Below are 25,934 nucleotides of genomic sequence, written 5' to 3'. Positions count from 1 at the left end.
CAAAGATTGCTGTGCTCAAATCCATAACCGACCGGCTGATCAGCGACACCAAACAGAACGCAACCGCATCAGCGCCGACTCAATATCAGCCTCCGGCACCGCAGCGAAGCCCAATACCAACCCGGCACGCTGATCCGCTGGCCGGGTCGAGTCCGGCAGCCAATAACTGCTCAAAGCATTGATCTCGACACCCACCGCTTCCGCTTGGGCCACCAGCTCAGACTCGCGGGCCAGGCTCTCGACCGAAACCGTCAAATGCAGCCCTGCCGCCACACTCGGCAGGCTGCCAACCCCGGGAATGTCCGAGGGCCAGTTGGCCAGAAGCGTATTGCGACGACTCAACGCGGCGCGGCGCATGCGGCGGATATGCCGCTGGAAATGCCCGGCCGCCATGAACTCGGCCATGACGGCCTGGGTGCTCACCTCGGAATGGCGCACATCGACCGCGCGACGCTGGGCGAAAGCGTCTACCAATGCCGGTGGCAGCACCAGATAGCCCAGGCGCAATGCCGGAAAAGCCACTTTGCCGAAAGTGCCGACGTAGAGCACCCGCCCGTGACGATCAAGCGCAGCCAGCGGTGCCAGTGGCGCGCCGCTGTAACGATATTCGCCGTCGTAATCGTCTTCGACGATCCACCCCTCGGTTCGCTCGGCCCAGGCCAACAACTCCAGCCGCCGCGCCAGACTCATCACCACCCCGGTCGGGTACTGATGCGACGGCGTGACATAGGCCAGTCGACAATCGTTGAGCCCATTCAATTCGCTGCAGTCGATGCCCTCGCTGTCCACCGCCACCCCGTGCAATCGCGCACCGGCTACGGCGAACGCATGACCCGCCGCCCGATACCCCGGATTCTCGATCGCCACGCCATCGCCGGGCTCTACCAGCAGCTGTGCACAAAGGCTAATCCCCTGCTGTGCGCCACTGGTGATCACTATTTGCTCAGCCGTGCACTGCATCCCCCGCGAGCTGCGCAAATACGCGGCAATCAGGCCGCGCAAGCGCGCGTCGCCTGCTGGATCGCCGTAACACAGTTGCTGGAGATCCGGTTTACGCCAAAAAGCCGCATTCAGCTTGGCCCAAACCTCGAAAGGAAACAGATCGAACGCCGGTACACCGACCCGAAACGCACGAGGCGGACCACTCGGTGGCAAGGCCAAATGGTTCTTTTCCACGCGTCCCAGCGCACCGCTGTGGATAACTTTGCTGGATGAAACCACAGGTAAATCCAGCCAATTTGTGGATAAGGCTGTGGGTAACCCTGTTGACAACCCTGTGGATACTTTTGTGGATGGTTTTTTCACCGGCAACACTGATTGAGGCAATTGCGCGACATACGTCCCGTCACCCACACGCCCTTCAATAAAGCCCTCGGCGTAGAGCTGATCGTAGGCCCGGACCACGCTGTTTCGGGAAATTGACAACGCCGCCGCCAGATCGCGACTGGCCGGTAATCGCGTACCGCTGGCCAGCCGACCGTCGAGCACTCGCACTCGCAAGGCTTGATAGAGTTGACGACTCAAACCCTGACGGCGATCGAGTTCGATACCCGCCGGGTTGAATGACAAGGACAGTGGCTCGCTGGTCATGGCAATGGACCTATGAAATTGGTCGCTAATGGCTCTTACAACAGACCAATAGCCTGCCTAGGATGCAGGCATTCGCCAAGGAAAATCTCCATGTACACGCCAAGCAGCTTTGCCATAGATGATTTGCATGAACTGCACCAGCAGATACTCGGCACCCGCCTCGCGGTGTTGGTCACACACGGGGAGCAAGGTCTGCAAGCCAGCCATTTGCCGCTGCTGTTGAGTTCAGACCAAGGCCCGAATGGCACCCTTTATGGACACTTCGCCAAGGCCAATCCGCAATGGCGGGAATTGCAGAACGGCGCCGAAGCCCTGGTGATTTTTGCCGGTGCCGACGCTTATGTCAGCCCGGGGTTTTACCCGAGCAAAGCCGAGCACGGCAAAGTCGTGCCGACCTGGAACTACGTCGCCGTGCATGCCTACGGCACGGCCGAAGTGTTCACCGACGCCGATCGCCTGCGCACTCTGGTCAGCGCGCTGACTGATCGTCATGAAGCGGGTCGTGCCAGTCCTTGGAAAGTCGCCGATGCCCCCGCCGACTACATTGATGGGATGCTCAAGGCCATCGTCGGTTTTGCCTTGCCGATCCAGCGCCTGGAAGGCAAACGCAAGCTCAGCCAGAACCGCAACGCTGCAGACATCGCCGGTGTGCGCGAGGGGCTTGCCGCCAGCCCTGATGTGCACGACCAGGCCCTCGCCCACTTGATGCGTTAAGGAATGAACATGAGTCAGATCGACATCCGCCAGGTCACCGCCGACGACCACGCCGCCTGGTTGCCCTTGTGGCAAGCGTACCTGCGTTTCTACAACACCGAACTGCCTGAGGCCGTCACCCAAAGCACTTGGCAGCGCATGCTCGACCCGAGCGAACCGACCCATGCCGCGCTGGCCTGGGCCGATGGCAAAGCGGTGGGCATGGTGCACTTCATCTACCATCGTTCGAACTGGAGCATCGAAAACTCCTGCTACCTGCAAGACCTGTTGGTAACGCCTGAAACCCGCGGCACTGGCGTCGGCCGACAGTTGATCGAATTCGTTTACGCGACAGCCAAAGAGGACGGTTGCTGCAAGGTCCACTGGCTGACCCACGAAACCAATGCCACTGCGATTCAGCTCTATGAGCGCATTGCCGAACGCCCCGGTTTCATCCAGTTTCGCAAAGCCATTTAAGGTTCAAGGAGAGCAGCATGTCGATTTCACTCGCCGACTGGAAAGGCGTTCCGGCACCGTCGGTTCAAACCCTCGAAGGGCGTTTCATCCGCCTGGAAAAACTCGACCCGGCGTGTCACGCCGACGGTTTGTGGGAGGCTCTGCAAGGACCGGGTGCCGACCCAAAACTCTGGGACTATTTGCCATACGGTCCTTTCCCGGAGCGCAGCGCGTTCAACGATTGGCTGAACAACCATGCGGCCAATAGCGACCCGTATTTCTTCAGCGTGATCGACCGTGCCAGCGGCGATGTGCAGGGCATCCTCAGTTTGATGTCGATTGTTCCTTCACAAGGTCGGATCGAGATCGGCCATGTCACGTTTGGCGCGCCGATGCAGCGCTCGCCGAAAAGTACAGAGGCGGTTTACCTGCTGGCCAAGGAATCCTTTGCGCTGGGATATCGGCGGCTGGAGTGGAAGTGCAACAACGGCAACGCCCGCTCCAAGTACGCGGCCGAGCGGCTGGGGTTCAGCTTTGAAGGGGTGTTTCGCCAGCACATGGTGGTCAAGGGTCAGAACCGGGATACGGCGTGGTATTCGATTCTGGACTCGGAATGGCCAGCGATCGGGGCAGGGTTTGAGCGCTGGCTGTCCGATGAGAACCAGACGGATTCGGGGCAGGTGAAAACGTTGGCCGAGTGCCGCGGGTAAAGTTCCAGCAGCAAAAGATCGCAGCCTTCGGCAGCTCCTACTTTGGAAGGCGATCCCATGTAGGAGCTGCCGAAGGCTGCGATCTTTTGATCTTTCTACGCCAACTTTTGCGTCAACACTGCAATGTGCTCCGGCCCGATCCCGCAACAACCGCCCAAATGACTGGCGCCGCGTTCTTTCCAATCCGCCGCCCACTGCAAGTAACCCGGCGGATCGAGATCGTCACGCAACGGGTCCAGACCGTCGTTGGCCGTGGCCTCTTTCGGTTGCGGCGGGAAGGCATTGGCGTACGCGCCGATGTGAATCTTCACCCCCAAACGCTCAAAGGTTTCCCGCGCGGCATCAATCGCAGCACCGATCACTTCCGGCTGGCTGCAGTTGAACAGCAACGTCTCGACGCCCAGCTCAGCCGCCACGGCTGCGGCTTCAGCCACCGACTCACCCGAACGCAAGCGCGGCACTTCGTCCGTGTCCTCATCCTTCAGGGTAAACGACAGCCAGAACGGCTTGCCGTCTGTTGGCAGACCGGCATGGATCGCTCGCGCTTCAACGATCGAACTCTGGGTTTCCGCCAGCCATAGATCGACATGAGGTGCCAGACCCTTCACCAGCGGCGCCAACAACTCAGTCGCCCGAGCAGCATCGAAAAGGTCCGGACGATAGGACCCAAACAGCGGCGGCAATGAGCCGGCCACACGCACCGCTTTGCCCGAAGCCTCTACAGCGCGCCGAGCCAGCTCACCGGCCAACGCCGCGAGCGCCTGCCCTTCTGCGGCAAAACGTTCTTCGCCAATGTGAAACGGCACCACCGCGTAACTGTTGCAGGTAATCACGTTGGCACCGCTTTCGATATAAGCCGAGTGCACCGCCTCTACCGCTTGCGGCGCTTCGCTCAAGGCCAGCGCCGACCACTCGGGCTGTCTGAACGGCGCGCCTCGACGCTGCAACTCACGACCCATGCCGCCATCCAGAATTACTGTGCTTGCTGCGCCCATATGCTTTTCACTCATAAGCTTATGAAAATAACTCACTATCAGAGTCGCTCTTATAACTATTTAATACGCACCATCCGGTTAATAACAACCTCTTTTTTATCAGGGATCGACTGTGAAATTCCAACCGCTACTGGCCCTGGGCCTGACGATTCTGGCTGCCTCCACCCAAGCCTTTGGCGGCGCCACGCTGGATCGCGTCGAAAAAAAGAAAGAGCTCGTGGGCGTGTTGATGGAAAGCTACCCACCCTTCTCGTTCCTCAATGATCAGAACCAGCTCGATGGCTTCGACGTCGACGTGGCCAAGGCCGTGGCAGACAAACTGGGCGTCAAACTGCGCCTCGAAACCCCGTCCTGGGACGTGATCGCGGCCGGCCGCTGGAGTGGGCGCTATGACATCTGCATCTGCTCCATGACCCCGAGCAAGGCCCGTGCCGAGGTCTTCGACTTCCCGGTCGAGTACTACGCCTCGCCAGCGGTGATCGTGGTCAACGCCAAGGACGACAGCATCCACAGCGCCAAAGACCTGAGCGGCAAAAAAGTCGGCCTCACCAGCGCCTCCAGCTACGAAAGCTACCTGAACAAGAACCTGGTGATCGAAGGCGCCGAAGACACTCAATTGCAGTACCCGTTCGAAGATGTGCAGATCGCGCCGTATGACACCGACAATGTCGCCTTCCAGGACCTTGGCCTGGGCGCTGGCGTGCGGCTGGATGCGATCCTCACCAACCTTGTCACCGCGCAACCGCGCCTGACCGAAGACAAACGCTTCAAGCTCGCCGGCGAGCCGCTGTACTCGGAGCCAAACTCGGTGGCCATTGAAAAAGGCGACGCCCAGTGGGACGCCAAAGTGCGTGACGTCTTCGCTCAGCTGAAACAGGACGGCACCCTGAGCAAGCTTTCGCAAAAATGGATCGGCGCCGACATCAGCAAATGACTTCTTTCCCAAAACCTCCCCAGCCGCCGCAACCGGTGGCTGAGTCGCGGCTGCAACGGATCTTCGGATTCCGCACGCGGCTGTACCTGACCTGGGCAGCGATGCTCGGGTTGTTCGCCAGCTTCTTCCTGAGCTTCGACCTGAAGTTCTCGATCATCCTCGACAAACTGCCGAACCTGATCGGCCTGCACCTGGCGCCCAACGGCTTCTTGCAGGGCGCGGTGCTGACGTTGTTCTTGTGCCTGTGTTCGATCGTGACCTCCTCGCTGCTGGGCTTCATCACTGCCCTGGCACGACTGTCGAAAAGCGCCGTGGCCTTCGGCATTGCGAGCTTCTATGCCTCGTTCTTTCGTGGCACACCGCTACTGATCCAGATCCTGCTGATCTACCTCGGCCTGCCACAACTTGGCATCGTCCCGGGCGCAATCGCCGCCGGCATCATCGCCCTGTCGCTCAACTACGGCGCTTACCTCAGCGAAATCTTCCGCGCCGGCATCCTCGGCGTCCCCCACGGCCAACGCGAAGCATCCCTGGCCCTGGGCATGCGCGAAACCGTGATCTTCTGGCGCGTCACCCTGCCCCAGGCCATGCGCACCATCATCCCGCCGACCACCAACCAATTCATCTCGATGCTCAAAGACTCGTCGCTGATCTCGGTGATGGGGGTTTGGGAGGTGATGTTTCTGGCGCAATCGTATGGGCGCTCGAGCTATCGCTACATCGAAATGCTCACGACGGCGGCGGTGATTTATTGGGTGATGTCGATTGGGTTGGAGCTGATTCAGGCGAGGATGGAGCGGCATTATGGGAAGGCGTATTTGAGCCGTAGTTAGCGAAAGGCAGATGAGTTTCCGAATTGCGATAGCCGACCATGTCTCGATTTGTTGTAAGAAAAAGCGTCAGTCCGAACGGGTAAAAACAACCTTCCTCAGGAGGCTGGCAATTTTCTACACAACCTTCTGACAACCCCCGCAAGCCCACCGGAAGCAGCTGACATCGGCACCTATAGCCTCTCTCTTAGAGTTGGCCTCCTTTCAAAAGAGGCCGTACTCGATGCCCGTTCAACACAAATACCGACCAAAACACCTGGCGCTGGCCATTGCGCTTGCAGTGGGTTGCATAGAAGTCTCCATGGCACAGCAACCGGAGCCTCAAGTCAATTCCGACGCGCCGACCACCAAACCTCGTAAAAAAACCGCCAAGCCCAATGAGCGCTTCGATGATCTTTTCGCGATCAAGGAGTTCATCGGTCCACGTGAAAATGCTGCCCGGGCCACAAACGGGTCGGGTGAGGGGCAGACAGTTCGGCCAGTAACAACTGAACCGCTTGCCACCGTTGCAGTCGACTTCGATGAGGCCTTCTATGAGTCTCTTAACTTTCCCGAGCCCACCGCTTCCGAAGTAGTATCCGCTCCTGCGGAGGTAGACCCGTTCGTTCAGTTCCAGAACGACTACACCACTCAACACACCCTCATTTCAGAGCCACTCCAAACCATCGACGGCGTCTCGCTGGTATTGGGCGACGCGGATGACCTTCTGGTCATCAACAGAGGCGCCCGATGGGATGGAGAACTTGATGGCGGCAACGGAGTCAACGGGCTACTCCTTAATTCCGTAGACGGCGGCACAGTAGGAGACACAACCAATTTTGCTGCCCTGCGGGTCGCGAAAGGCGCATGGACATTAAATGGCAGCAACGACTTCCATGAAGGTGCCGAAGTAAGGAAAGACGCTACGCTATTTAACCTAGGCGCTATAAAAGGCACTGTGTACGTTGATAACGGAGGCACCTACGGCGGCTACGGCAATGTAGGCGGCTTGCACGTGGACGGTCAGTTACTGGTCAGTGAAAATTTGGGGGCTCCTTCCATTAGAGGGGATCTTACGCTTAGCGAAAGCGCCACACTCGCCTACGAAGTAACGGATAAGGCTGATACTTCACAGACTATTTTCGTCGAGGGAATCGCCAAGCTTGGTGGCGCGTCGTTACTGGTTACAGCTCTGCCAGGCGACTACGCACAACCCCTTAATCACACGGTAATTTCCGCAGAGCGGGTCGAAGGAACATTCAGTCGAGTCGACAGCAATCTGGCGTTCATGAAGGCTACCCCGGACTACAGTGACGAAAAGGCCGTCCGCCTGACCTACGCTCGCAACGAAGTGCCTTTCGAGAATCTCGCGACCAACGAAAACGGTCGGGAACTCGCCCGCAGTATTGAAGAGCCCAAAGCCAGTCCGACGGCGCAGACACCTATTAATACCGCCAACGCCGCCGTCACCGCCCTGCTCGCCTCCACCACCGAAACAGCCTCCCTGGCCATCGACCAGTTGGACGGCAGCCAGAACGCCAACCTCGCCAAGGCGACCCTGAGCAGTGACAGTCCGGTGAGCGCAACCCTGCTCTCGGCCATGCGGCAGCTGGATAGTGCCAATGCCTACGGCAAGACTGGCAGACGAAACAATGCACCACGCCTGGCCACCGGCAGCGAAGACAATGGCCGAGTCTGGCTGCAAGCGCTGGGTCACGGTGGGACGCTGGATCGCGACTACGACGCTCTGAAACACACAACCCACGGCCTGGTACTGGGAGCTGATTGGGGCATCGATGAGGAATGGCGCATCGGGGTGATGAGCGGGAAATCCGAAACGCGCCTGGACAGCCGCGGACTCGACGGCGATCTCGACAGCTGGCATTTGGGAGCTTATGCCCTACGTCAAAACGGACCAATGTCACTGCGCCTGGGCGCGACCTATAGCAGCCACGACGGCAGCACTAAACGCCGGGTTGCCTTCAAAGGTTTCAGCGACCGCCCCGAAGGCCGTTACGATGCCAACACCCAGCAGGCCTTTGCGGAATTGGGTTACAACCTGGGCCAGGCGAACGTCAGCATCGAACCGTTTGCCAGCCTGGGCTACCAGCGCTATCAGCGCGACACTTACACGGAAAAAGGCGGCGCAGCGGCGCTGAAGGTACACGGTCAAACCCAGACCAACATGAACAGCACATTCGGCCTGCGGCTGGCGAAGCTCAACACTCTGGATAACGGCATGCAACTGACGCCACGGTTCAGTGCCGGCTGGAAACACACTTACGGGGACGTCTACAGCGATACCCGCCAACAATTGGTGACGGGCGGAAAAAACTTCACCGTTTCCGGTGCGCCGCTGGATCGTGACAGTCTGCTGGTCGATGCAGGGCTGGACCTTGGATTGTCAGCAAAACACACCCTGGGCGTCGGTCTCACTGGCGAGATCGGCACCGACAGCCGAAACCACGGCGTGACGGGTCAGTGGCGAATGGCGTTCTGATGAACCCACGCCAATCTCACTGACTCGACTCGATACCTGTGGGAGCGGAGGCGTTTTCAGGGAAGCGTTTCACCCTGAATTCCGGGCGAAAAAAAGGGGAGCACATGCCCCCCCGAGGTTTAAAGCGGTATATCGATGCTGTTAACTCAGCCTTCGATCTCGATCAGGATTTCGCCCGGGTTCACCCGGTCGCCCTTGACCACGTGGATGGCGGTGACTTTGCCGGCGATGGCCGCCTGGACTTCGGTTTCCATCTTCATCGCTTCGGTGATCAGCACGGCCTGGCCGGCTTTCACGGTATCGCCTTCCTTGACCAGCACATCGACGATGTTGCCCGGCATGGTGGTGCTGACGTGGCCCGGTGCAGTGGCTTGCTTGCGCTTGCTGCTGCCGCCGCTGACGAATTCGTTGAGCGGCTCGAACACCACTTCTTCCGGCATGCCGTCGATAGACAGGTAGAAGTGACGCTTGCCTTCGGCCTTGACGCCGACACCGGTGATGTCGACGCGGTAGGTTTCGCCGTGAACGTCGATGACGAACTCGGTCGGCACGCCTTCGCCACCAGCCGAGGTCACGCCGCCGGCTTCAGGAATCGGTAGCAGCACTTCTGGAGTCAGGGTGCCGGCAGCACGTTCTTCGAGGAACTTGCGACCGATGTCCGGGAACATGGCGTAGGTCAGCACGTCTTCTTCAGACTTGGCCACGGTGCCGATTTCGGCACGCAGTTTGGTCATCTCCGGCTTGAGCAGGTCGGCCGGACGCACGTCGATCACTTCTTCGCTGCCAATGGCCTGGCGACGCAGTTTTTCGTTCACGGTGCCCGGCGCTTTGCCATAGCCGCCTTGCAGGTAAAGCTTCACTTCGTTGGTGATGGTCTTGTAGCGCTCTCCGGCCAGCACGTTGAAGAACGCCTGGGTGCCAACGATCTGCGAGGTCGGGGTCACCAGCGGAGGGAAGCCGAGGTCTTCACGAACGCGCGGGATTTCGGCCAGCACTTCGGCCATGCGGTTCAGAGCGCCCTGCTCTTTCAACTGGTTGGCCAGGTTGGAAATCATCCCGCCCGGGACCTGGTTGACTTGAACGCGGGTATCGACGGCGGTGAACTCGCTTTCGAACTGGTGGTACTTCTTGCGCACGGCGTAGAAGTACAAGCCAATCTCTTGCAGCAGTTCCAGGTTCAGGCCGGTGTCGAACTCGCTGCCTTTAAGGGCGGCGACCATCGATTCGGTGCCCGGATGGCTGGTGCCGGAGGCAAAGCTGGAGATCGCGGTGTCGATGTGATCGGCGCCGTTCTCGATGGCCTTCAGTTGGCACATCGTTGCCATGCCAGCGGTATCGTGCGAGTGAATGAACACGGGCAGCGATTGCTCGGATTTCAACGCTTTGACCAACTCGCCAGTGGCGTACGGCGTCAGCAGGCCGGCCATGTCCTTGATCGCCACCGAGTCGCAACCCATGGCTTCCATCTGCTTGGCTTGCGCCACGAACGCCTCGATGGTGTGCACCGGGCTGGTGGTGTAAGCGATGGTGCCTTGAGCGTGTTTGCCAGCAGCTTTCACCGCTTCGATGGCGACTCGCAGGTTACGCACGTCGTTCATCGCGTCGAAGATGCGGAACACGTCGATGCCGTTGACCGCGGCCTTGGCGACGAAGGCTTTGACCACATCGTCGCTGTAGTGGCGGTAGCCCAGCAGGTTCTGACCACGCAGAAGCATTTGCAGGCGAGTGTTAGGCAGCGCCGCGCGCAGTTGGCGCAGGCGCTCCCACGGGTCTTCTTTGAGGAAACGTACGCAGGCGTCGAAGGTCGCGCCGCCCCAGCATTCCAGCGACCAGTAGCCGACTTTGTCGAGCTTGTCGCAGATCGGCAGCATGTCTTCGGTGCGCATGCGAGTCGCGAGCAGCGATTGGTGGGCGTCGCGCAGGATTGTGTCGGTAACGTGGATTTTCTTAGTCATTGGAATATTCCTCACAGGCCTGCGTGGGCGGCGATGGCGGCGGCGATGGCCAGGGCCAGCTCTTCGGGTTTGCGCTTGATCGAGTAGTTGGTCAGTTCAGGGTGGCTTTCAACGAAGCTGGTGTTGAACTGGCCGCTACGGAATTCTGGGTTACGCAGGATTTCCTGGTAGTACGCGGCGGTGGTCTTGACCCCTTGCAGACGCATGTCGTCGAGGGCGCGCAAGCCACGGTCCATCGCCTCTTCCCAGGTCAGCGCCCAGACCACCAGTTTCAGGCACATGGAGTCGTAGAACGGCGGAATGGTGTAACCGGTGTAGATCGCCGTGTCGGTACGCACGCCGGGGCCGCCGGGCGCGTAATAACGGGTGATCTTGCCAAAGCTCGGCAGGAAATTGTTTTTCGGGTCTTCGGCGTTGATCCGGAATTGCAGCGCGAAACCGCGGTGCTGGATGTCTTCCTGTTTCACCGAAAGCGGCAGACCGGAGGCGATGCGAATCTGCTCGCGAACGATGTCGATGCCGGTGATTTCTTCGGTGATGGTGTGTTCCACCTGCACCCGGGTATTCATCTCCATGAAGTACACCTCGCCCTCGGCGAGCAGGAACTCCACGGTGCCGGCGTTCTCGTAACCCACGGCCTTGGCTGCCCGCACCGACAGGTCGCCGATGTAGGCGCGCTGTTCAGGGGTCAGTTGCGGGCTCGGGGCGATCTCGATGAGCTTCTGGTTGCGACGCTGGATCGAGCAGTCACGTTCGAACAGGTGCACCACGTTGCCGAAGCTGTCGCCGAGGATCTGCGCTTCGATGTGTTTCGGATTGACGATGCATTTTTCCAGGAACACTTCCGCGGAACCGAAGGCCTTGGTGGCTTCGGAAATAACCCGAGGGAATGCTTGTTCAAGTTCTTCCCGGCTGTCGCAGCGACGGATACCACGGCCACCACCACCGGAAGTCGCCTTGAGCATCACCGGATAACCGATGCGGTCGCCTTCGATCAAGGCTTCCGCAATATCCGCGACGTTGCCTTCGGTCCCCGGGGTGACGGGTACGCCAGCCTTGATCATGCTGCGACGGGCTTCGGTCTTGTCGCCCATGCGGCGAATCACTTCAGCCGATGGACCGATGAACTTGATGCCGCGCTCTGCGCAGATATCTGCCAGTTCAGCGTTTTCCGAGAGGAAGCCGTAGCCGGGGTGCAGCGCATCGCAACCGGTTTCTACCGCCAGATTCACCAGCTTGCGCGCATTCAGGTAACCGGCCAGTGGCTCGGCACCGATGCTGTGGGCCTCGTCCGCGCGCTTCACATGCAACGCATGGCGGTCGGCGTCGGAATAGATCGCGACCGAGCGAATGCCCATCTCGGCGCAGGCACGTACGATTCGTACGGCAATCTCACCACGGTTGGCGATCAGGATCTTTTTTATCACTTGGAGGTTCCCTTGAGCCGGTGGTACCCACGACCTGTTAGACCAGGTCGACGCGTGACCAAATGTTTCAATTCAGTCGCAGCACCACACTAGCCCCCACAAGGGATTAACAAAAATGATTAATTATTGGGTCAGCCATAAGTAAAGACTTATAGTTGACGCATCAGCCTGCGGTGAGAGCGCCCATAAAATGCGTAAGTCCCTGATGCGTATGACATTGCGTCAATTACAGATCTTCAATGAGGTCTGTGATTTGCGGTCCTACAGCCGCGCAGCCGATGAAATGTCTCTCACACAACCTGCCGTGAGCCTACAGATTCGTCAACTTGAAGAGCTGATTGGTCAGCCTTTGTTCGATTACGTCGGCAAAAAGCTCTACATGACCGAGGCCGCCGAAGCTCTTCAACGCGCCAGCCGCGACATTTTCGGGCGCTTGGAAAACCTCGACATGCAGCTTTCTGACATGCAGGGCTCACTACAAGGGCAGCTGAAACTGGCGGTGGAATCCAGCGCCAAGTATTTCGTGCCGCACCTGTTTGCCGCGTTCAAGCGCCAGCATCCTGAAGTAAACCTGCACCTGACGGTGGTTAACCGCGGACAAGTGATTCGACGCCTGTCGGACAACCGCGATGATTTGGTGATCATGTCGATGGTGCCGCAAGACATGGGGTTGGAGTTTCTGCCGTTTCTCAACAATCCAATTGTGGCCGTGGCGCCGCCGGATCATCCGCTGTCCCATATGGGACCACTGCGCTTGCAGGATCTGGAGCCTTATACGCTGCTGTTGCGTGAGCCGGGTTCCGGCACGCGACTGGCTTGCGAGGAGTATTTCAAGGAGAAGCGCGTGCACTTCACGCAAACCCAGGAGGTGGCGTCGGCCGAAGCCCAGCGTGAATGCGTACGGGCGGGTCTGGGCCTGGCGCTATTGACGCGCCACGCCCTGAACCTTGAGTTGGCGACCGGCGCTCTCATAGAGCTGCCGGTCGAAGAGCTGCCGTTGTATCGCAGTTGGTGCCTGGTGCAGGCCAAAGCGAAACGGCTGTCACCGGTGGCGCACGCGTTCCTTGCGTTTATTCGCAGTGAGCGGGTGCAGATCAGCGCGCTGGTTGAGCGTTTCGACGCGAAGTTGCCGGTGCCGCCTGCCAGTAGTTGAGCTCCAGCTCAGGGAAATCACCGATCTCGGCCAGCAGTTGGCGACGTTCGCAGCGATCTTCGATAGCGCGGCGAAATTCCATGCGGCGCTGGTCTTCCTGCTGACGACGGGTTCTGGCGGCGCTGTTGCGTTCTTCGTAGGGCTGGGCCATTTCGAGTCTCCCAAGGCGATTACGGGAGTTTCAAGATAGGCGCGAGGGATGACGGTTTGGCGGCGGACGGGTTACAGGGAGATGAACCTTGCCGAGTGATGTGAACCCAAAAAGCAAAGATCGCAGCCTTCGGCAGCTCCTACAGATGTACACATTCCCATGTAGGAGTTGCCGAAGGCTGCGATCTTTTGACTTTAATCGTCCAGCGCTTTTACCGATTTAGGCGACAACCGCAAGCTACGCAGGCTGCGCTTGACGCTCTTGAGGTGATTGACCAGGCTCGGCCCGCGCGCCATGGCCACGCCCATCGCCAACACATCGATCACCACCAGGTGGGCGATGCGCGAGGTCAGCGGCGTATAGATCTCAGTGTCTTCGTGCACATCGATCGCCAGGTTGACGGTCGACAGTTCCGCCAACGGTGTCTGGCTCGGGCACAAGGTAATCAGCGAAGCGCCGCTTTCGCGCACCAGATTGGCGGTGATCAACAAATCTTTGGAACGCCCGGACTGGGAAATACAGATCGCCACGTCGGTCGGTTTCAACGTGACCGCCGACATCGCCTGCATGTGCGGGTCGGAATACGCCGCCGCCGTCAGCAACAAACGGAAGAACTTGTGCTGGGCATCGGCCGCCACAGCACCCGACGCGCCAAAGCCATAGAACTCGACCCGCTGGGCCTGCGACATGAGCGACACAGCACGCTGCAACTCCACCGGATCAAGCTTCTCGCGAACCTCCATCAGCGTGTGCAGGGTGGTGTCGAAGATTTTCAGGCTGTAGTCAGCGACCGAGTCGTCTTCATGAATCGCAAACTGCCCGAAGCTCGCGCCGGCAGCCAGGCTCTGTGCCAGCTTCAGCTTCAAGTCCTGGAAACCGGAGCAACCGATGGCGCGACAGAACCGCACGATGGTCGGTTCGCTGATGCCTACGTTGTGGGCCAGGTCGGCCATGGAGCTGTGCATCACCGCCGCAGGATCAAGCAGCACGTGGTCGGCGACCTTGAGCTCCGACTTGCGTAAGAGGTGGCGTGACTGGGCGATGTGTTGCAGCAGATTCAAAGGGCTGGACTCTTTGTTATTGGCAGGTGCCGGGGATGTAGCACGCTTGTAGTTATACTACATGAATCGGCTTTTTGCCTGCTCAATGCGTAACTCGATGTCCCCATTTCACGCCACATGCGCTCCATGTAGCCCCTACAAGGGTTTCGCGTCCGCACGCAACAGCGCCGCCAGGCCATCGGCCTCGACCGGGCGGCTAATCAAATAACCCTGCACTTCATCGCAGTGCTCGACTTTCAAAAACTCCAACTGCTCTGCCCGCTCCACACCCTCAGCCACCACTTTGAGCGACAGGCCGTGCGCCATGGCAATGATTGCCCGGGTGATCGCCGCATCCTCGCTGCCCTCCCCCAGCCCGCGGATAAACGCCTGATCGATCTTCACGTAATCCACGGGGATGCGCTTGAGGTAGCTCAGGGATGAATAACCCGTGCCGAAATCATCGATCGCCAGTTTCACGCCCAGATCGCGCAATTGCTGGAAGGTCGCGATGATGTGCTCGACGCTGTCCAGCAACTGACTTTCGGTGAGTTCCAGCTCGAGGTAGTGCGGCGCCAGACCGGTTTCTTCCAGCACCTGACGCACCAGGCTGACCAGTTTGCCCTGACGCAATTGATGCACCGACAGATTGACCGACACCCGTATTGGTTCAAGCCCCTGACGCTGCCACTCACAGGCTTGCCAGCAGGCCTGACGCAACACGAACTCGCCGATCGGGCCGATCAACCCGGTTTCCTCGGCCAAGCCGATAAAGTCCCCCGGCGGCACACGGCCCATGGTCGGGTGATCCCAGCGCACCAGCGCCTCGGCGGCATTCAACCGACCCGTGGCGAGGCACAGCTTCGGTTGGTAAAACACCTTCAGCTGCTTCTCTTCGATGGCTTTACGCAGCTGATTTTCCAGCTGCAAGCGCTCCAGCGTGCTGGCTTGCAGGCTATCGGTGTAGAACTGGAAGTTATTTCCGCCCAAGTGCTTGGCGTGCTGCATGGCCATATTTGACTGATGGACCAGCGCGGAAATTTCTCGCGCATTGTCCGGCAACATACTGATGCCCATGGATGCGCTAACCACCAGTTCATGGCCCTCGACAGTGATCGGCAAGCGCAGCTTGGTCGACAGTCGGGTCGCCACCCGCGCCAGGCTCGACAGGTTGCCGTAGGCATTGAACAACACGGCAAACTCATCGCCGGATAAGCGAGCGATGGTGTCTGCTTCAGGCAACGCATTGACCAGCCGCCGGGCCATCTTCTGCAAGAGTTGGTCGGCGATTTCATGGCCAAGGCTGTCATTGAGCAGCTTGAAACGATCCAGATTGACGTGCAGCAACGCCAGACTGCGATAGCCGCCCTGACGCACCCGCTGATGGGCCTCGCTTAGCCGTTCGCGGAACAGAGAACGGTTAGCCAGGCCCGTCAATTCGTCGTAATGCGTCAGGTAACGCATGCGCTCTTCAGATTCACGCCGAGCCGATAGATCGGCGAAGAAGCCTACAATATGGCTTACATTTCCCCGAGAGTCGCGCACAGCGTTCAGTTGCAACCATTGCGGATACAACTCGCCATTCTTGCGGGTTTCTACCAGCTCACCCTGCCAACTGCCGTGCTGCTCCAGCGCCTGATGAATCGCCGCGTAGTGCCGGCGGGCATCGCGGCTGCATGGCAACTCGACCACGTTGCGTCCGATCATGTCTTCAATGTCGTAGCCGGTGACTCGACTGAAGGCCTGATTGACCGCGATCAGCGCGTAATTCGGATCGAAAATCACAATGCCTTCGCTGGCGGCCTCGAACACCGTCGCGGCCAATTGCCGCTGTTCTTCCAGACCTTTGCTGACGCTGATGTCGCGACGGGTGCCGACCATGCGGATCACTCGGCCATTTTCGCCGCGCTCAACGGCTCGTCCTCGGTCCTCGATCCAGACCCAATGGCCATCGCCGTGGCGCACGCGGTACTCGATTTGGTAATCCTCGCTGCGGCCCTTCAAATGCTCGACCAGCGCGCGCTTGAGCGATGGCAAGTCATCGGGGTGCAGGCGCGGCTTGAGGTGGAGGAGCATCGCCGTCACGAATTCCGGCTCCAGGCCGAACAGCTCCTGAACGTGGGTGTGATGGACTTCGTCGGTTTGCAGGTTCCAGTCCCACAAGCCGAGCTCACTGGCCTTCAACGCCAGCGCCAGACGCGCTTCACTCTTGCTCAGGGCCTGATTGGCAGCGTCCAGCTCTAGGCTGCGCTGGGCAACTCGGCTTTCCAGCTCGATCTGAATTTGCCGCAGCTCGTCTTCGGCACGACGGCGCTGGTCGATTTCCTTGGCCAGCTTTTGATTGAGCTGGTCGCTGCAGCTTTGAGCCTGCTGCAAGTGTTCGATCAGTGCCTGATTCTGAAAGCGCCGCAACAGTCCGCTATCGATGAGCCGATTGACCTGCCAGGCGACCACACTCAACGCGCCCAGTAAAATCAGGCCGAACCAGCCCCAGCCCTGATCTTGTTCATCGCCGCCCCAGAACAGATAACCGATGGCCGGCAACAAACAGGGCAAGGTAAAGGACAGGAACCCCGGCAGGCTGACCGCGTAGGCAACACTGGCCGAAAGAGCTGCGGCGCCGATCAGGCCGAACACCCAGGCTTGTTGAATGAAGTTATCGGCGGGTACCAGGGCAATGCCGGCGCCAGCCAGGGTCAGGCCGGTCATGGCCGAACCCAGCAAAAACATGCGGCGCCAGATCGGATGGGCCTGACGATTGGGTATCGCCGAATCGAAGGCCGCGACTTGAATCACCCGCAACGCCACCAGCGACAACAGCCACACCAGCCAGACGCTGACCAGGAAGTAACGCTGCGGACTCCAAAGCAAGCCAGCGCAGACCAGACCGTTGATCAACATGAATAACGTGGGCAGCAACGAGCCCTGATAAAGCAGACGCGTGCGTTCGACCGCCATTTCCATGGCGTACTGTTTGCGAATAACCCGAGGCTCCACAACGGGGCCCGACAGGTCGGTGCTGAGGGTCATAGGCAATGTTCTTGTTCTTATAATGGAGAGCATGAGCCCGAAACGTCGACGGAGCATACACAAGCAAATGCCCGGACCAAACTGCTCCAGATCATAAAATCGACAAAAACTGCAGCCCCCCATACCCGCTGAAAAGCCTCGGAGCGAGCCCCGCCAACGCCTGCAGCCAGTGACCGACCGGTCGTCATCCGTGCTTCTTTCATCGGCTAATGCAAAGCTCGGTTTGCCCGGTGTGACGGCGCACCCTAGAATGCCCCGATGCGCGATGATCTCTCCCTTCTGCTGAACTCCCTCAACGATGCCCAACGCCAGGCCGTAGCTGCCCGCGTGGGTCGTCAGTTGGTCCTGGCCGGTGCTGGTTCCGGTAAAACCCGAGTGCTGGTGCACCGTATCGCCTGGTTGATCCAGGTCGAAAACGCCTCGCCCCACTCCATCCTGTCGGTGACCTTCACCAATAAGGCCGCTGCCGAGATGCGCCATCGCATCGAGCAGTTGATGGGTATCAACCCGGCCGGCATGTGGGTCGGCACCTTCCACGGCCTGGCGCACCGTTTGTTGCGGGCGCACTGGCAGGAAGCCGGCCTGAGCCAGACTTTCCAGATTCTCGACAGCGACGACCAGCAACGACTGGTCAAGCGGGTGATCCGCGAGCTGGGCCTGGACGAGCAACGCTGGCCGGCCCGTCAGGCCCAATGGTTCATCAACGGGCAAAAAGACGAAGGTCTGCGTCCGCAACACATTCAAGCCAGCGGCGATCTGTTCCTGGCGACCATGCGCAGCATTTATGAAGCCTATGAGGCTGCGTGCCTGCGCGCTGGCGTGATCGACTTCTCCGAATTGCTGCTGCGCGCCCTCGATCTGTGGCGCGATCATCCGGGCCTGCTGGCGCACTATCAGAAGCGCTTCCGGCACATTTTGGTGGACGAGTTCCAGGACACCAACGCCGTGCAGTACGCCTGGTTGCGACTGCTGGCCAAGGGCGGCGACAGCCTGATGGTGGTCGGCGACGACGATCAGTCGATCTACGGCTGGCGCGGCGCGAAAATCGAGAACATTTATCAGTATTCCGACGACTTTCCGGATGCCGAGACCATTCGTCTGGAGCAGAACTACCGCTCCACCGCCGGCATCCTCAAGGCAGCCAACGCCCTGATCGCCAACAACACGGGACGCATGGGCAAAGAGCTGTGGACCGACGGCGGCGAAGGCGAAGCGATCAACCTGTACGCCGCGTTCAACGAACACGATGAAGCACGCTACGTGGTGGAAACCATCGAAAGCGCGTTGAAAACCGGCCTGGCCCGCAGCGATATCGCGATTTTGTACCGCTCAAACGCCCAATCGCGCGTTCTGGAAGAAGCCTTGTTGCGGGAGCGCATTCCGTACCGCATCTATGGCGGTCAGCGCTTCTTCGAACGGGCAGAAATCAAAAACGCCATGGCCTACCTGCGCTTGCTCGAAGGCCGCGGCAACGATGCAGCGCTGGAGCGGGTGATCAACGTCCCGGCCCGTGGTATCGGTGAGAAAACCGTCGAAGCGATCCGCGACCATGCCCGTCACAGCGATGTGTCGATGTGGGAAGCCATGCGCCTGCTGGTGGCTAATAAAGGCCTGACCGGTCGTGCCGCCGGCGCGCTGGGCGCATTTATTGAGCTGATCGAGAACCTCGCCGCCAAGTGCATGGAAATGCCACTGCATCTGATGACCCAGACCGTCATCGAGCAGTCCGGGCTGATCGCCTATCACGAAGCGGAAAAAGGTGAGAAAGGCCAGGCCCGGGTAGAAAACCTTGAGGAACTGGTCAGCGCCGCGCGTAACTTCGAAAACGCTGAAGAAGATGAAGACCTGACGCCATTGGCGGCGTTCCTCGGTCACGCGTCGCTGGAGGCCGGGGATACTCAGGCCGACGAGCACGAAGACAGCATTCAGTTGATGACTTTGCACAGCGCCAAGGGTCTGGAATTCCCTTATGTGTTCCTGGTGGGCATGGAAGAAGGTCTGTTCCCGCACAAGATGAGCCTCGAAGAACCGGGTCGTCTTGAAGAGGAGCGCCGTTTGGCCTACGTCGGTATCACTCGGGCGATGCAGAACCTGGTGATGACCTATGCTGAAACTCGACGCCTGTACGGCAGCGAGACCTACAACAAGGTGTCGCGTTTCGTACGTGAAGTACCGAAAGGCCTGATCCAGGAAGTGCGGCTGTCCAACAGTGTCAGCCGCCCGTTCGGCGGTGGCCAGCAGCAGAGCTCCAGCAGCCTGTTTGGCGGTAGCGAGATCCCGGATACCGGGTTCAGCCTCGGCCAGGCCGTACGGCATTCGGTGTTTGGCGACGGTGTGATCCTGAACTTCGAAGGTGCCGGGGCTCAGGCTCGGGTGCAGGTGAACTTCAGCGAAGGCAGCAAGTGGCTGATGCTGGGTTACGCGAAGCTGGAAGCGATTTAGGGCTATCTAATAGCTTTTCTGTGGGAGCGAGCTTGCTCGCGATTGGGATCGCTGCGGTGCGTCTGAAACACCGCGTTATCGTTCATCACGAGCAAGCTCGCTCCCACAGGGTTTTGTGTCGATCCGGACCTCAGCAGGTTGATCTTATAAGGCGCGACAACATGGGCTCAGGCTTCTTTTCTTCCTGGACATTCTGGGCCCTGTTGTCGGCAGCCTTTGCCGCCATGACCGCCATTTTCGCGAAAATCGGTATCGAAAACGTCAACTCCGACTTCGCCACCCTACTGCGTACCGTGGTGGTTTTGGTCAGCCTGGCCTTGATTTTGTACGCCACGGGCCAATATCAGTCATTAGGATCGATCTCTGCCAGGAGCTACCTGTTCCTGCTGCTGTCGGGACTGGCCACCGGTGCCTCGTGGATCTGCTACTTCCGCGCACTGAAACTGGGGCCGGCCTCACTGGTCGCTCCGGTGGACAAGCTCAGCGTGGTACTGGTGGCGGTGCTCGGCGTGATCCTGCTGGGCGAAAAACTCGACCTGCGCCAATGGGGTGGAATCGGCCTGATTACAGCCGGTGTGGTCATGCTGGCGCTGCGCCGCTAGGCCCCTTCCTACAGAACTTATCCACCGATCCTACGGACCAAAGTTAACAGGCCTTATTGCGCTGACTGAAGCTGAACGCAACCTGTCAGGCAAAAGCCCGAAACACTCTGCCGCTAGCCAGTAACACTTCAGCTGTGCAACATGGCGCGCGTGCCATCCACAAATGGGAATTCCCTTTATGAAACGTTTTCTTAGCATCGCCATGGCGTTGTGCATCGGCCTGACGATGAGCCTGGACGCCAACGCCAAGCGCTTTGGTGGCGGCAAGAGCTCCGGCGCTGCGCCGACTCACCAGACCAGCCAAATGGCTCCTTCTTCTGCTGCAGGCGGCGCTGCTGCCACTGCCGGTGCGGCCGGTGCCGCGGGCGCCGCTGCCAAGGCCGGTGGTGCTTCGCGCTGGCTCGGCCCTCTGGCCGGTATCGCTGCCGGTGGCCTGTTGGCCTCCATGTTCATGGGCGGCGGCTTCCAGGGCATGCAGATCTTCGACATCCTGATCATGGCGGTCATCGCCTTCCTGATCTTCCGCTTCATCGCCGCTCGTCGTCGCAAGCAGCAGGAGCACATGGCTCCAGCTGGCGCACCGATGCAGCGTGAAGTGTTCGAGCAGAAGCCAGCGGCCATGGGTTCGATCTTCGGCGGTTCGGCAGCACCGGTTGCCGCTCGTCCGGTGATCAACGCTCCGGCCTGGTTCAATGAAAAGAACTTCATTGAAGCAGCCCGCAACCACTTCCAGTCCCTGCAGCAACACTGGGACGCCAACGAAATGGACAAGATCGCCGAGTTCGTGACCCCGCAACTGCTGGAGTTCCTCAAGCGCGAACGTGCCGATCTGGGCGACGGTTTCCAGTCCACCTACATTGATAACCTCAATGTTCAACTGGACGGCGTGGATGATCGTGCCGACAAGACCATCGCCACCCTGACCTTCACCGGTGTGTCGAAGACCTCTCGTTTCGACCAGGGCGAAGTGTTCAGCGAAAGCTGGAACATGGAACGTCCGCAGGGCGAGAACCAGCCTTGGCTGGTCGCCGGTATCCGCCAGAACGGCTGATACTTCCCGGTTCTGTCTGGAAGGTGCCGAGCTAAGATCAGACAAGGCAAAAACAGGCGAGGACGCGGAGTTGACTTTAGTCAATGAGCATCCGAGCCTGTTTTTAACGCAGTATGATCGACGCGCAGGCACGTTCCAGACAGAACCTAGCATGCTGTAATGAAAACCCCAGCCTTGGCTGGGGTTTTCTATTTCGCGGTTGCATCTATAGCGAGCTACTGTATAAACCGCCCCAACTAAACCGCGCCATCAAGCAAGAGGATCCCGGACGTGGAAGAAATCATCGAACAACTGCGTGAAGCCAACGAACCGGTACCGGTCCCCTTGGAGTTGCCCGACGAAGATCAATTGGTGGAAATCGAAGAACAGCTGTTCATCGACATTCCATTTGTCTTCAGAGAGTTTTTGCTGACCGTCAGCGACGTCGTCTACGGCAGCCTGGAGCCGGTAACCGTTACCGACCCGCAATCCCACACCTACCTGCCGGACGTTGCCGCCAACGCCTGGGATGCGGGTGTTGATCGCAGCATGATTCCGATCTGCCAGGACGGTGACAACTACTACCTGGTCGAAGAAGACGGCACCGTGGTGCTGTGGTTGGCCGAAGAAGAGCTGATCGCCGAGGAAACCTGGGAATCGGTGTGGCACTGGGCGCGGGACGTCTGGCTGGAAAGCTGAGACGCCTCAACTTTGTAGCAGCTGGCGCAGCCTGCGTTCGGCTGCGAAGCGGCCGCAATATCAGGCAACGAGGTGTTTCAGGAAAACCGAGTCATCCGGGTTTACGACTGCTGCGTCCGAACGCGGCCCGAGTCGAACGCAGCCTTCGGCAGCTGCTACAGAGGTCTCAGTGGCTTGAGGAGTCCTTGTGGTTGTCCAGTGTTTCGAGCAACGCCACCTGCATCCGCGTGTGCACGCGGATGAACCAGCGCCAGAGCAGCGCCGCTATAGCGGCCGCGACGACGACGATCAGCACCAGCAACTTGTTGGTCGGCAGAATACTGGCCGACAAGGCTGCCAGCAGCAGAAAAATCACCAGCAGCGAGAGGATCGGGATCACTTCGGCGATCACCCGACGCACTCGCTGCGTGTGGCGGCCGGCCATCTCCGGCTTCACGCCCATCTCCGCTAACAGCATCGAGAGCGCCTTGAGCTTGCGATAGGCGGCGATCAGGAACGGTAGCGACAACAGCAACGCCCCGCCCCAAATCAACGCTTTCTGCCAGCTCGGGTCGCTGATCCAGTCTTGCAGGTAAGCGGACATGCGCTCAGCGAAAAAAGCACCCGAGAAGAAGATCGCAATCACCAGCGCCAGATTGACGCCCACCTGCAACAGAATCCGCCGAATCATCGACGCCAACAGCGCGCCCTCGCCCTGAGGCTGGATGCTGCGCAGCCATTCGCCGTACATCCCCAATACCCTGCCCAGTCGCTTCGGCATCACCGCGGCAAGCTTGACCGACAGCGGATCAGCCGCGCGGATCAGGTAGGGCGTCAGCAACGTGGTGATCACCGAGACGGCTACAGCGACCGGGTAAAGGAAGTTGCTGGTGACCTGCAACGTCATGCCCAGCGCCGCGATGATGAAAGAAAATTCGCCAATCTGCGAAAGCCCCATCCCGACGCGAAGTGAGGTGCGTCCATCATTGCCAGCGATAAAGGCGCCAAGGCCGCAAGAGAACATTTTGCCCAGCACCACGGCCACGGTGATCACCGCAATCGGCCATGCATATTGCAGCAGGATCATCGGATCGAGCATCAGCCCGATGGCGACAAAGAAGATCGCACTGAACAGGTCGCGAACCGGTTCGATCAAGCGCTCGATTTTCAGCAATTGCCGGGATTCAGCCATGATCGCGCCAATCAGGAAGGCACCGAGCACCATGCTGTACTCAAGTTTGACCACCAGCAAACAGAAGCCGAAACACAGGCCTAACACCGTGATCAGCAGCATTTCATTGCTTTCGAACTTCGCCACGTAAGCCAGCAATCGCGGCACCAACAGGATGCCGATGACCAGTGCGACAATCATGAACAGCGAGAGCTTGCCGACCGTGGAAAACACTTCGCCGGAACTGACCGTGCCGCTGACCGCGATGCTCGACAGCAAGGCGATGATGCCGATGCCAAGGATGTCTTCAACGATCAGCACGCCGAAAATCAGCTGCGCGAAGCGCTCGTTCTTCATCTTCAGATCGTTGAGCGCCTTAACGATGATCGTGGTCGAGGAAATCGCCAGGATCGCGCCGAGGAACAGCGAGTCCATGGTGTTCCAATCAAACCAGCGACCGATCTCGTAGCCGATCCAGATCATCAGCATGATTTCCAGGAACGCCGCAATGAACGCTGTGGCGCCGACCTTGAACAGCTTGCGCAGGCTGAACTCCAGGCCCAGGCAGAACATCAGGAAAATCACCCCGAGTTCGGCGAGGGTCTTGATGGTTTCTTCATCGTGAATCAGGCTGAACGGCGGGGTGTGCGGGCCGATGATGAAGCCGGCGACGATGTAGCCGAGTACCACAGGTTGTTTGAAGCGATGAAACAGCACGGTCACCACACCCGCGATCAACATGATCACTGCCAGATCTTGAATGAAGCTGATGGCGTGCATGGCGTGGGCTCCTTGGGTGACATTGCTCAATCGACAGATGTGGGAAAGGTCTGTTCGAACAAGGTAAAAAGTCCACTTTCCGCGTGGGAATTACCCTTGAGAGGGGGCTTTTGAAGGGTAACACCGCGACTTCCGGCAGAAAGGCGGTGCAATATATGGAAACAGATCGATTCGGGCGTGACGGCAGCCACCCGCCCGGCGTCCCGATAACTGTTGGTTTGAAAAAGCTGACGAGGCACCCGCAGAGGTGCCGCCCTCCCGAAATTCTGCCTTGAACCGTGAGAACGCTATGGAACCCGGAAACGCACAGCTGTCGATGACGGTATTGATGACCCCCGACATGGCCAACTTCTCTGGCAATGTCCACGGCGGTACCTTGCTCAAATACCTCGACGAAGTGGCCTACGCGTGCGCCAGCCGTTATGCCGGCCGCTACGTGGTGACCCTGTCGGTGGACCAGGTGATTTTCCGCGAGCCGATTCATGTCGGCGAACTGGTGACCTTTCTGGCCTCGGTCAATTACACCGGCAACACCTCCATGGAGGTGGGCATCAAGGTGGTGACCGAAAACATCCGCGAGCGCTCGGTGCGCCACACCAACAGCTGCTTCTTCACCATGGTCGCAGTGGATGACGACCGCAAACCGGCTGCTGTCCCGCCACTGCAACCGCAGAACAGCGAAGACAAACGCCGCTTCATGCAGGCCCAGCAACGTCGGCAGATTCGTCAGGAACTGGAAAAGCGCTATCAGGACATCAAGGGCGACGCCTGAACTGTTCAGTCAGTTTGATGTGGTTCTTGAGTGAGTCATCGCGAGCAAGCTCGCTCCCACAAGTGATCTACGACGGACACAATTTCTGTGTCCACTGAATATCTGTGTGGGAGCGAGCTTGCTCGCGATGGGGTCTACGCCGCTCAGAGGCTGAGAGGTGTCGCTTCGAACCGCACCCGTGGATGGGCAATCCGGTCCTGAGCCCGCACCAGTTCCAGCTCATAGCTGGAGCAAGCCTGGGTTTCCAGCAGCACTTCATGCACCGCCGACGCGGCGAATTCGAAAGCCGCCACCAGGCTATCGCCCAACAGTACGCGAGCCAGAAACAGTCCGGAGGTCAGGTCGCCGACACCCACCGGCTGACGCGGGAACGCCAGCAGCGGACGGCGCAAATGCCAGCTGTCTTCGGCCGTCACCAGCAACATCTCGAAAACATCCCCCGGTTTACCGGGATAGTTCAGATGCTTGACCAGCACAGCCTTTGGACCACGCGCCAGCAACGCTCGCGCCATGGCCAGGCAATCGAACAACGATTGCGGCTTGCGCCCCGAAAAGCTGTCCAGCTCCAGCTGGTTCGGGCACATGAAGTCCGCCACGGCAGCCGCCTCCTCCAGCAGGAAATCGCTGACTTCCGCGGGCACGCTGCAACCCTTCTCCGGATGGCCCATCACCGGGTCACACAGATACAGTGCCTTGGGATTTATCGACTTGATCCGCGCCACCCCCGTCAGGATCGCCCGACCCTGGGCAGCACTGCCGAGATAGCCAGACAGCACGGCGTCGCAGTTGCCCAGTTCGCCAATTGCCGCGATGCCTTCGACCAGGTCGGGAATCTGATGCGGCGCCAGCACTTCACCGGCCCACTGGCCATACTGAGTATGGTTGGAGAACTGCACCGTATTGAGCGGCCAGACATTCACCCCGACCCGCTGCATCGGGAAAACCGCGGCGCTGTTGCCAGCGTGGCCGAACACCACGTGGGACTGGATGGCGAGCAGATGGGGCGTACGTTTCAT

At 59.3% G+C, this 25,934-nt stretch carries 21 protein-coding genes; 12 read left to right on the top strand and 9 right to left on the bottom strand.

From position 1 onward, the window contains the following. Positions 1 to 39: 39 nt before the first annotated feature. Positions 40 to 1,590, bottom strand: coding sequence for a PLP-dependent aminotransferase family protein (locus tag CUN63_RS12790; protein ID WP_129439873.1), 1,551 nt, complete (start codon positions 1,588 to 1,590; stop codon positions 40 to 42). Positions 1,591 to 1,680: 90 nt separating this feature from the next. Between CUN63_RS12790 and CUN63_RS12785 the strand changes: the two genes are divergently transcribed. From CUN63_RS12785 to CUN63_RS12775, 3 genes are read left to right on the top strand one after another with little or no spacing between them, the layout of a single operon-like run. After that, a complete protein-coding gene (locus CUN63_RS12785) occupies positions 1,681 to 2,304 on the top strand; it encodes an FMN-binding negative transcriptional regulator (RefSeq protein WP_129439871.1) in 624 nt (207 codons plus the stop codon). Positions 2,305 to 2,313: 9 nt separating this feature from the next. Then, positions 2,314 to 2,760 (top strand): GNAT family N-acetyltransferase, encoded by a 447-nt coding sequence (locus tag CUN63_RS12780; protein WP_129439869.1) that lies wholly within the window; start codon positions 2,314 to 2,316, stop codon positions 2,758 to 2,760. A 17-nt stretch (positions 2,761 to 2,777) separates the two neighbouring features. Next, on the top strand, positions 2,778 to 3,449 hold the full coding sequence (locus CUN63_RS12775) for a GNAT family N-acetyltransferase (protein WP_129439867.1): 672 nt from the start codon (positions 2,778 to 2,780) through the stop codon (positions 3,447 to 3,449). 95 nt (positions 3,450 to 3,544) lie between these two features. Here the strand turns inward: CUN63_RS12775 and CUN63_RS12770 are convergent, their stop codons facing one another. Next, entirely contained in the window at positions 3,545 to 4,444 is a 900-nt protein-coding gene (locus CUN63_RS12770) for a homocysteine S-methyltransferase family protein (RefSeq protein WP_129439866.1), read from the bottom strand. A gap of 112 nt (positions 4,445 to 4,556) precedes the next feature. Here CUN63_RS12770 and CUN63_RS12765 point away from each other — a divergent pair, with 112 nt between their 5' ends. The 3 genes from CUN63_RS12765 (at position 4,557) to CUN63_RS12755 (ending at position 8,687) form a co-directional block, all read left to right on the top strand. After that, the gene (locus tag CUN63_RS12765; RefSeq protein ID WP_033059249.1) at positions 4,557 to 5,378 is read left to right on the top strand and encodes an ABC transporter substrate-binding protein; all 822 of its coding nucleotides are present in this window, start codon (positions 4,557 to 4,559) and stop codon (positions 5,376 to 5,378) included. Continuing rightward, positions 5,375 to 6,211: an amino acid ABC transporter permease gene (locus CUN63_RS12760; protein ID WP_129439864.1), complete on the top strand. Its 837-nt coding sequence runs from the start codon at positions 5,375 to 5,377 to the stop codon at positions 6,209 to 6,211. Before CUN63_RS12765 ends, CUN63_RS12760 begins: the two co-directional genes overlap by 4 nt. 220 nt (positions 6,212 to 6,431) lie before the next feature. Beyond that, entirely contained in the window at positions 6,432 to 8,687 is a 2,256-nt protein-coding gene (locus CUN63_RS12755; RefSeq protein ID WP_256657712.1) for an autotransporter domain-containing protein, read from the top strand. A gap of 146 nt (positions 8,688 to 8,833) precedes the next feature. On the opposite strand, the gene oadA is transcribed toward CUN63_RS12755, so the two are convergent. Then, positions 8,834 to 10,642: a sodium-extruding oxaloacetate decarboxylase subunit alpha gene (oadA, locus tag CUN63_RS12750; protein WP_129439863.1), complete on the bottom strand. Its 1,809-nt coding sequence runs from the start codon at positions 10,640 to 10,642 to the stop codon at positions 8,834 to 8,836. A gap of 11 nt (positions 10,643 to 10,653) precedes the next feature. Beyond that, the gene (locus tag CUN63_RS12745) at positions 10,654 to 12,069 is read right to left on the bottom strand and encodes an acetyl-CoA carboxylase biotin carboxylase subunit (RefSeq protein ID WP_008156643.1); all 1,416 of its coding nucleotides are present in this window, start codon (positions 12,067 to 12,069) and stop codon (positions 10,654 to 10,656) included. 190 nt (positions 12,070 to 12,259) lie between these two features. On the opposite strand from CUN63_RS12745, the gene CUN63_RS12740 reads away from it, so the two are divergent. After that, positions 12,260 to 13,222 (top strand): LysR family transcriptional regulator, encoded by a 963-nt coding sequence (locus CUN63_RS12740; RefSeq protein ID WP_046053911.1) that lies wholly within the window; start codon positions 12,260 to 12,262, stop codon positions 13,220 to 13,222. On the opposite strand, the gene CUN63_RS12735 is transcribed toward CUN63_RS12740, so the two are convergent. The 3 genes from CUN63_RS12735 to CUN63_RS12725 all read right to left on the bottom strand — a co-directional run bounded on the left by CUN63_RS12735 (position 13,164) and on the right by CUN63_RS12725 (position 17,443). Beyond that, positions 13,164 to 13,373 (bottom strand): PA3496 family putative envelope integrity protein, encoded by a 210-nt coding sequence (locus CUN63_RS12735; RefSeq protein WP_046044971.1) that lies wholly within the window; start codon positions 13,371 to 13,373, stop codon positions 13,164 to 13,166. The two genes, CUN63_RS12740 and CUN63_RS12735, sit on opposite strands and share 59 nt — an antisense overlap. Positions 13,374 to 13,567: 194 nt before the next feature. Then, a complete protein-coding gene (hexR, locus tag CUN63_RS12730) occupies positions 13,568 to 14,434 on the bottom strand; it encodes a transcriptional regulator HexR (protein ID WP_008156648.1) in 867 nt (288 codons plus the stop codon). Between the two features lie 135 nt (positions 14,435 to 14,569). Next, complete coding sequence (locus CUN63_RS12725; RefSeq protein ID WP_129439861.1) at positions 14,570 to 17,443, bottom strand: EAL domain-containing protein; 2,874 nt, start codon at positions 17,441 to 17,443, stop codon at positions 14,570 to 14,572. A gap of 258 nt (positions 17,444 to 17,701) precedes the next feature. Here CUN63_RS12725 and uvrD point away from each other — a divergent pair, with 258 nt between their 5' ends. From uvrD to CUN63_RS12705, 4 genes are all read left to right on the top strand, one after another. Beyond that, positions 17,702 to 19,885 carry a DNA helicase II gene (gene uvrD / locus CUN63_RS12720; RefSeq protein WP_056738578.1) on the top strand — a complete coding sequence of 728 codons (2,184 nt, stop codon included), beginning with the start codon at positions 17,702 to 17,704 and terminating at the stop codon, positions 19,883 to 19,885. 161 nt (positions 19,886 to 20,046) lie between these two features. Further along, the gene (locus CUN63_RS12715) at positions 20,047 to 20,487 is read left to right on the top strand and encodes an EamA family transporter (RefSeq protein ID WP_046053914.1); all 441 of its coding nucleotides are present in this window, start codon (positions 20,047 to 20,049) and stop codon (positions 20,485 to 20,487) included. 178 nt (positions 20,488 to 20,665) lie between these two features. After that, positions 20,666 to 21,538 carry a Tim44 domain-containing protein gene (locus CUN63_RS12710; protein WP_033059623.1) on the top strand — a complete coding sequence of 291 codons (873 nt, stop codon included), beginning with the start codon at positions 20,666 to 20,668 and terminating at the stop codon, positions 21,536 to 21,538. A 270-nt stretch (positions 21,539 to 21,808) separates the two neighbouring features. Continuing rightward, a complete protein-coding gene (locus CUN63_RS12705; protein WP_008156656.1) occupies positions 21,809 to 22,216 on the top strand; it encodes an SMI1/KNR4 family protein in 408 nt (135 codons plus the stop codon). 166 nt (positions 22,217 to 22,382) lie between these two features. On the opposite strand, the gene CUN63_RS12700 is transcribed toward CUN63_RS12705, so the two are convergent. Next, the gene (locus CUN63_RS12700; RefSeq protein WP_129439859.1) at positions 22,383 to 24,146 is read right to left on the bottom strand and encodes a cation:proton antiporter; all 1,764 of its coding nucleotides are present in this window, start codon (positions 24,144 to 24,146) and stop codon (positions 22,383 to 22,385) included. 289 nt (positions 24,147 to 24,435) lie between these two features. Between CUN63_RS12700 and CUN63_RS12695 the strand changes: the two genes are divergently transcribed. Next, entirely contained in the window at positions 24,436 to 24,918 is a 483-nt protein-coding gene (locus CUN63_RS12695; protein WP_074872148.1) for an acyl-CoA thioesterase, read from the top strand. A 143-nt stretch (positions 24,919 to 25,061) separates the two neighbouring features. Here CUN63_RS12695 and pdxY read toward each other — a convergent pair whose 3' ends face one another. Further along, positions 25,062 to 25,934: a pyridoxal kinase PdxY gene (pdxY, locus tag CUN63_RS12690; protein WP_129439857.1), complete on the bottom strand. Its 873-nt coding sequence runs from the start codon at positions 25,932 to 25,934 to the stop codon at positions 25,062 to 25,064.

Source organism: Pseudomonas sp. ACM7 (assembly GCF_004136015.1).
GTDB lineage: Bacteria > Pseudomonadota > Gammaproteobacteria > Pseudomonadales > Pseudomonadaceae > Aquipseudomonas > Aquipseudomonas frigoris.
This window is presented reverse-complemented; position numbering and strand designations above follow the sequence as displayed.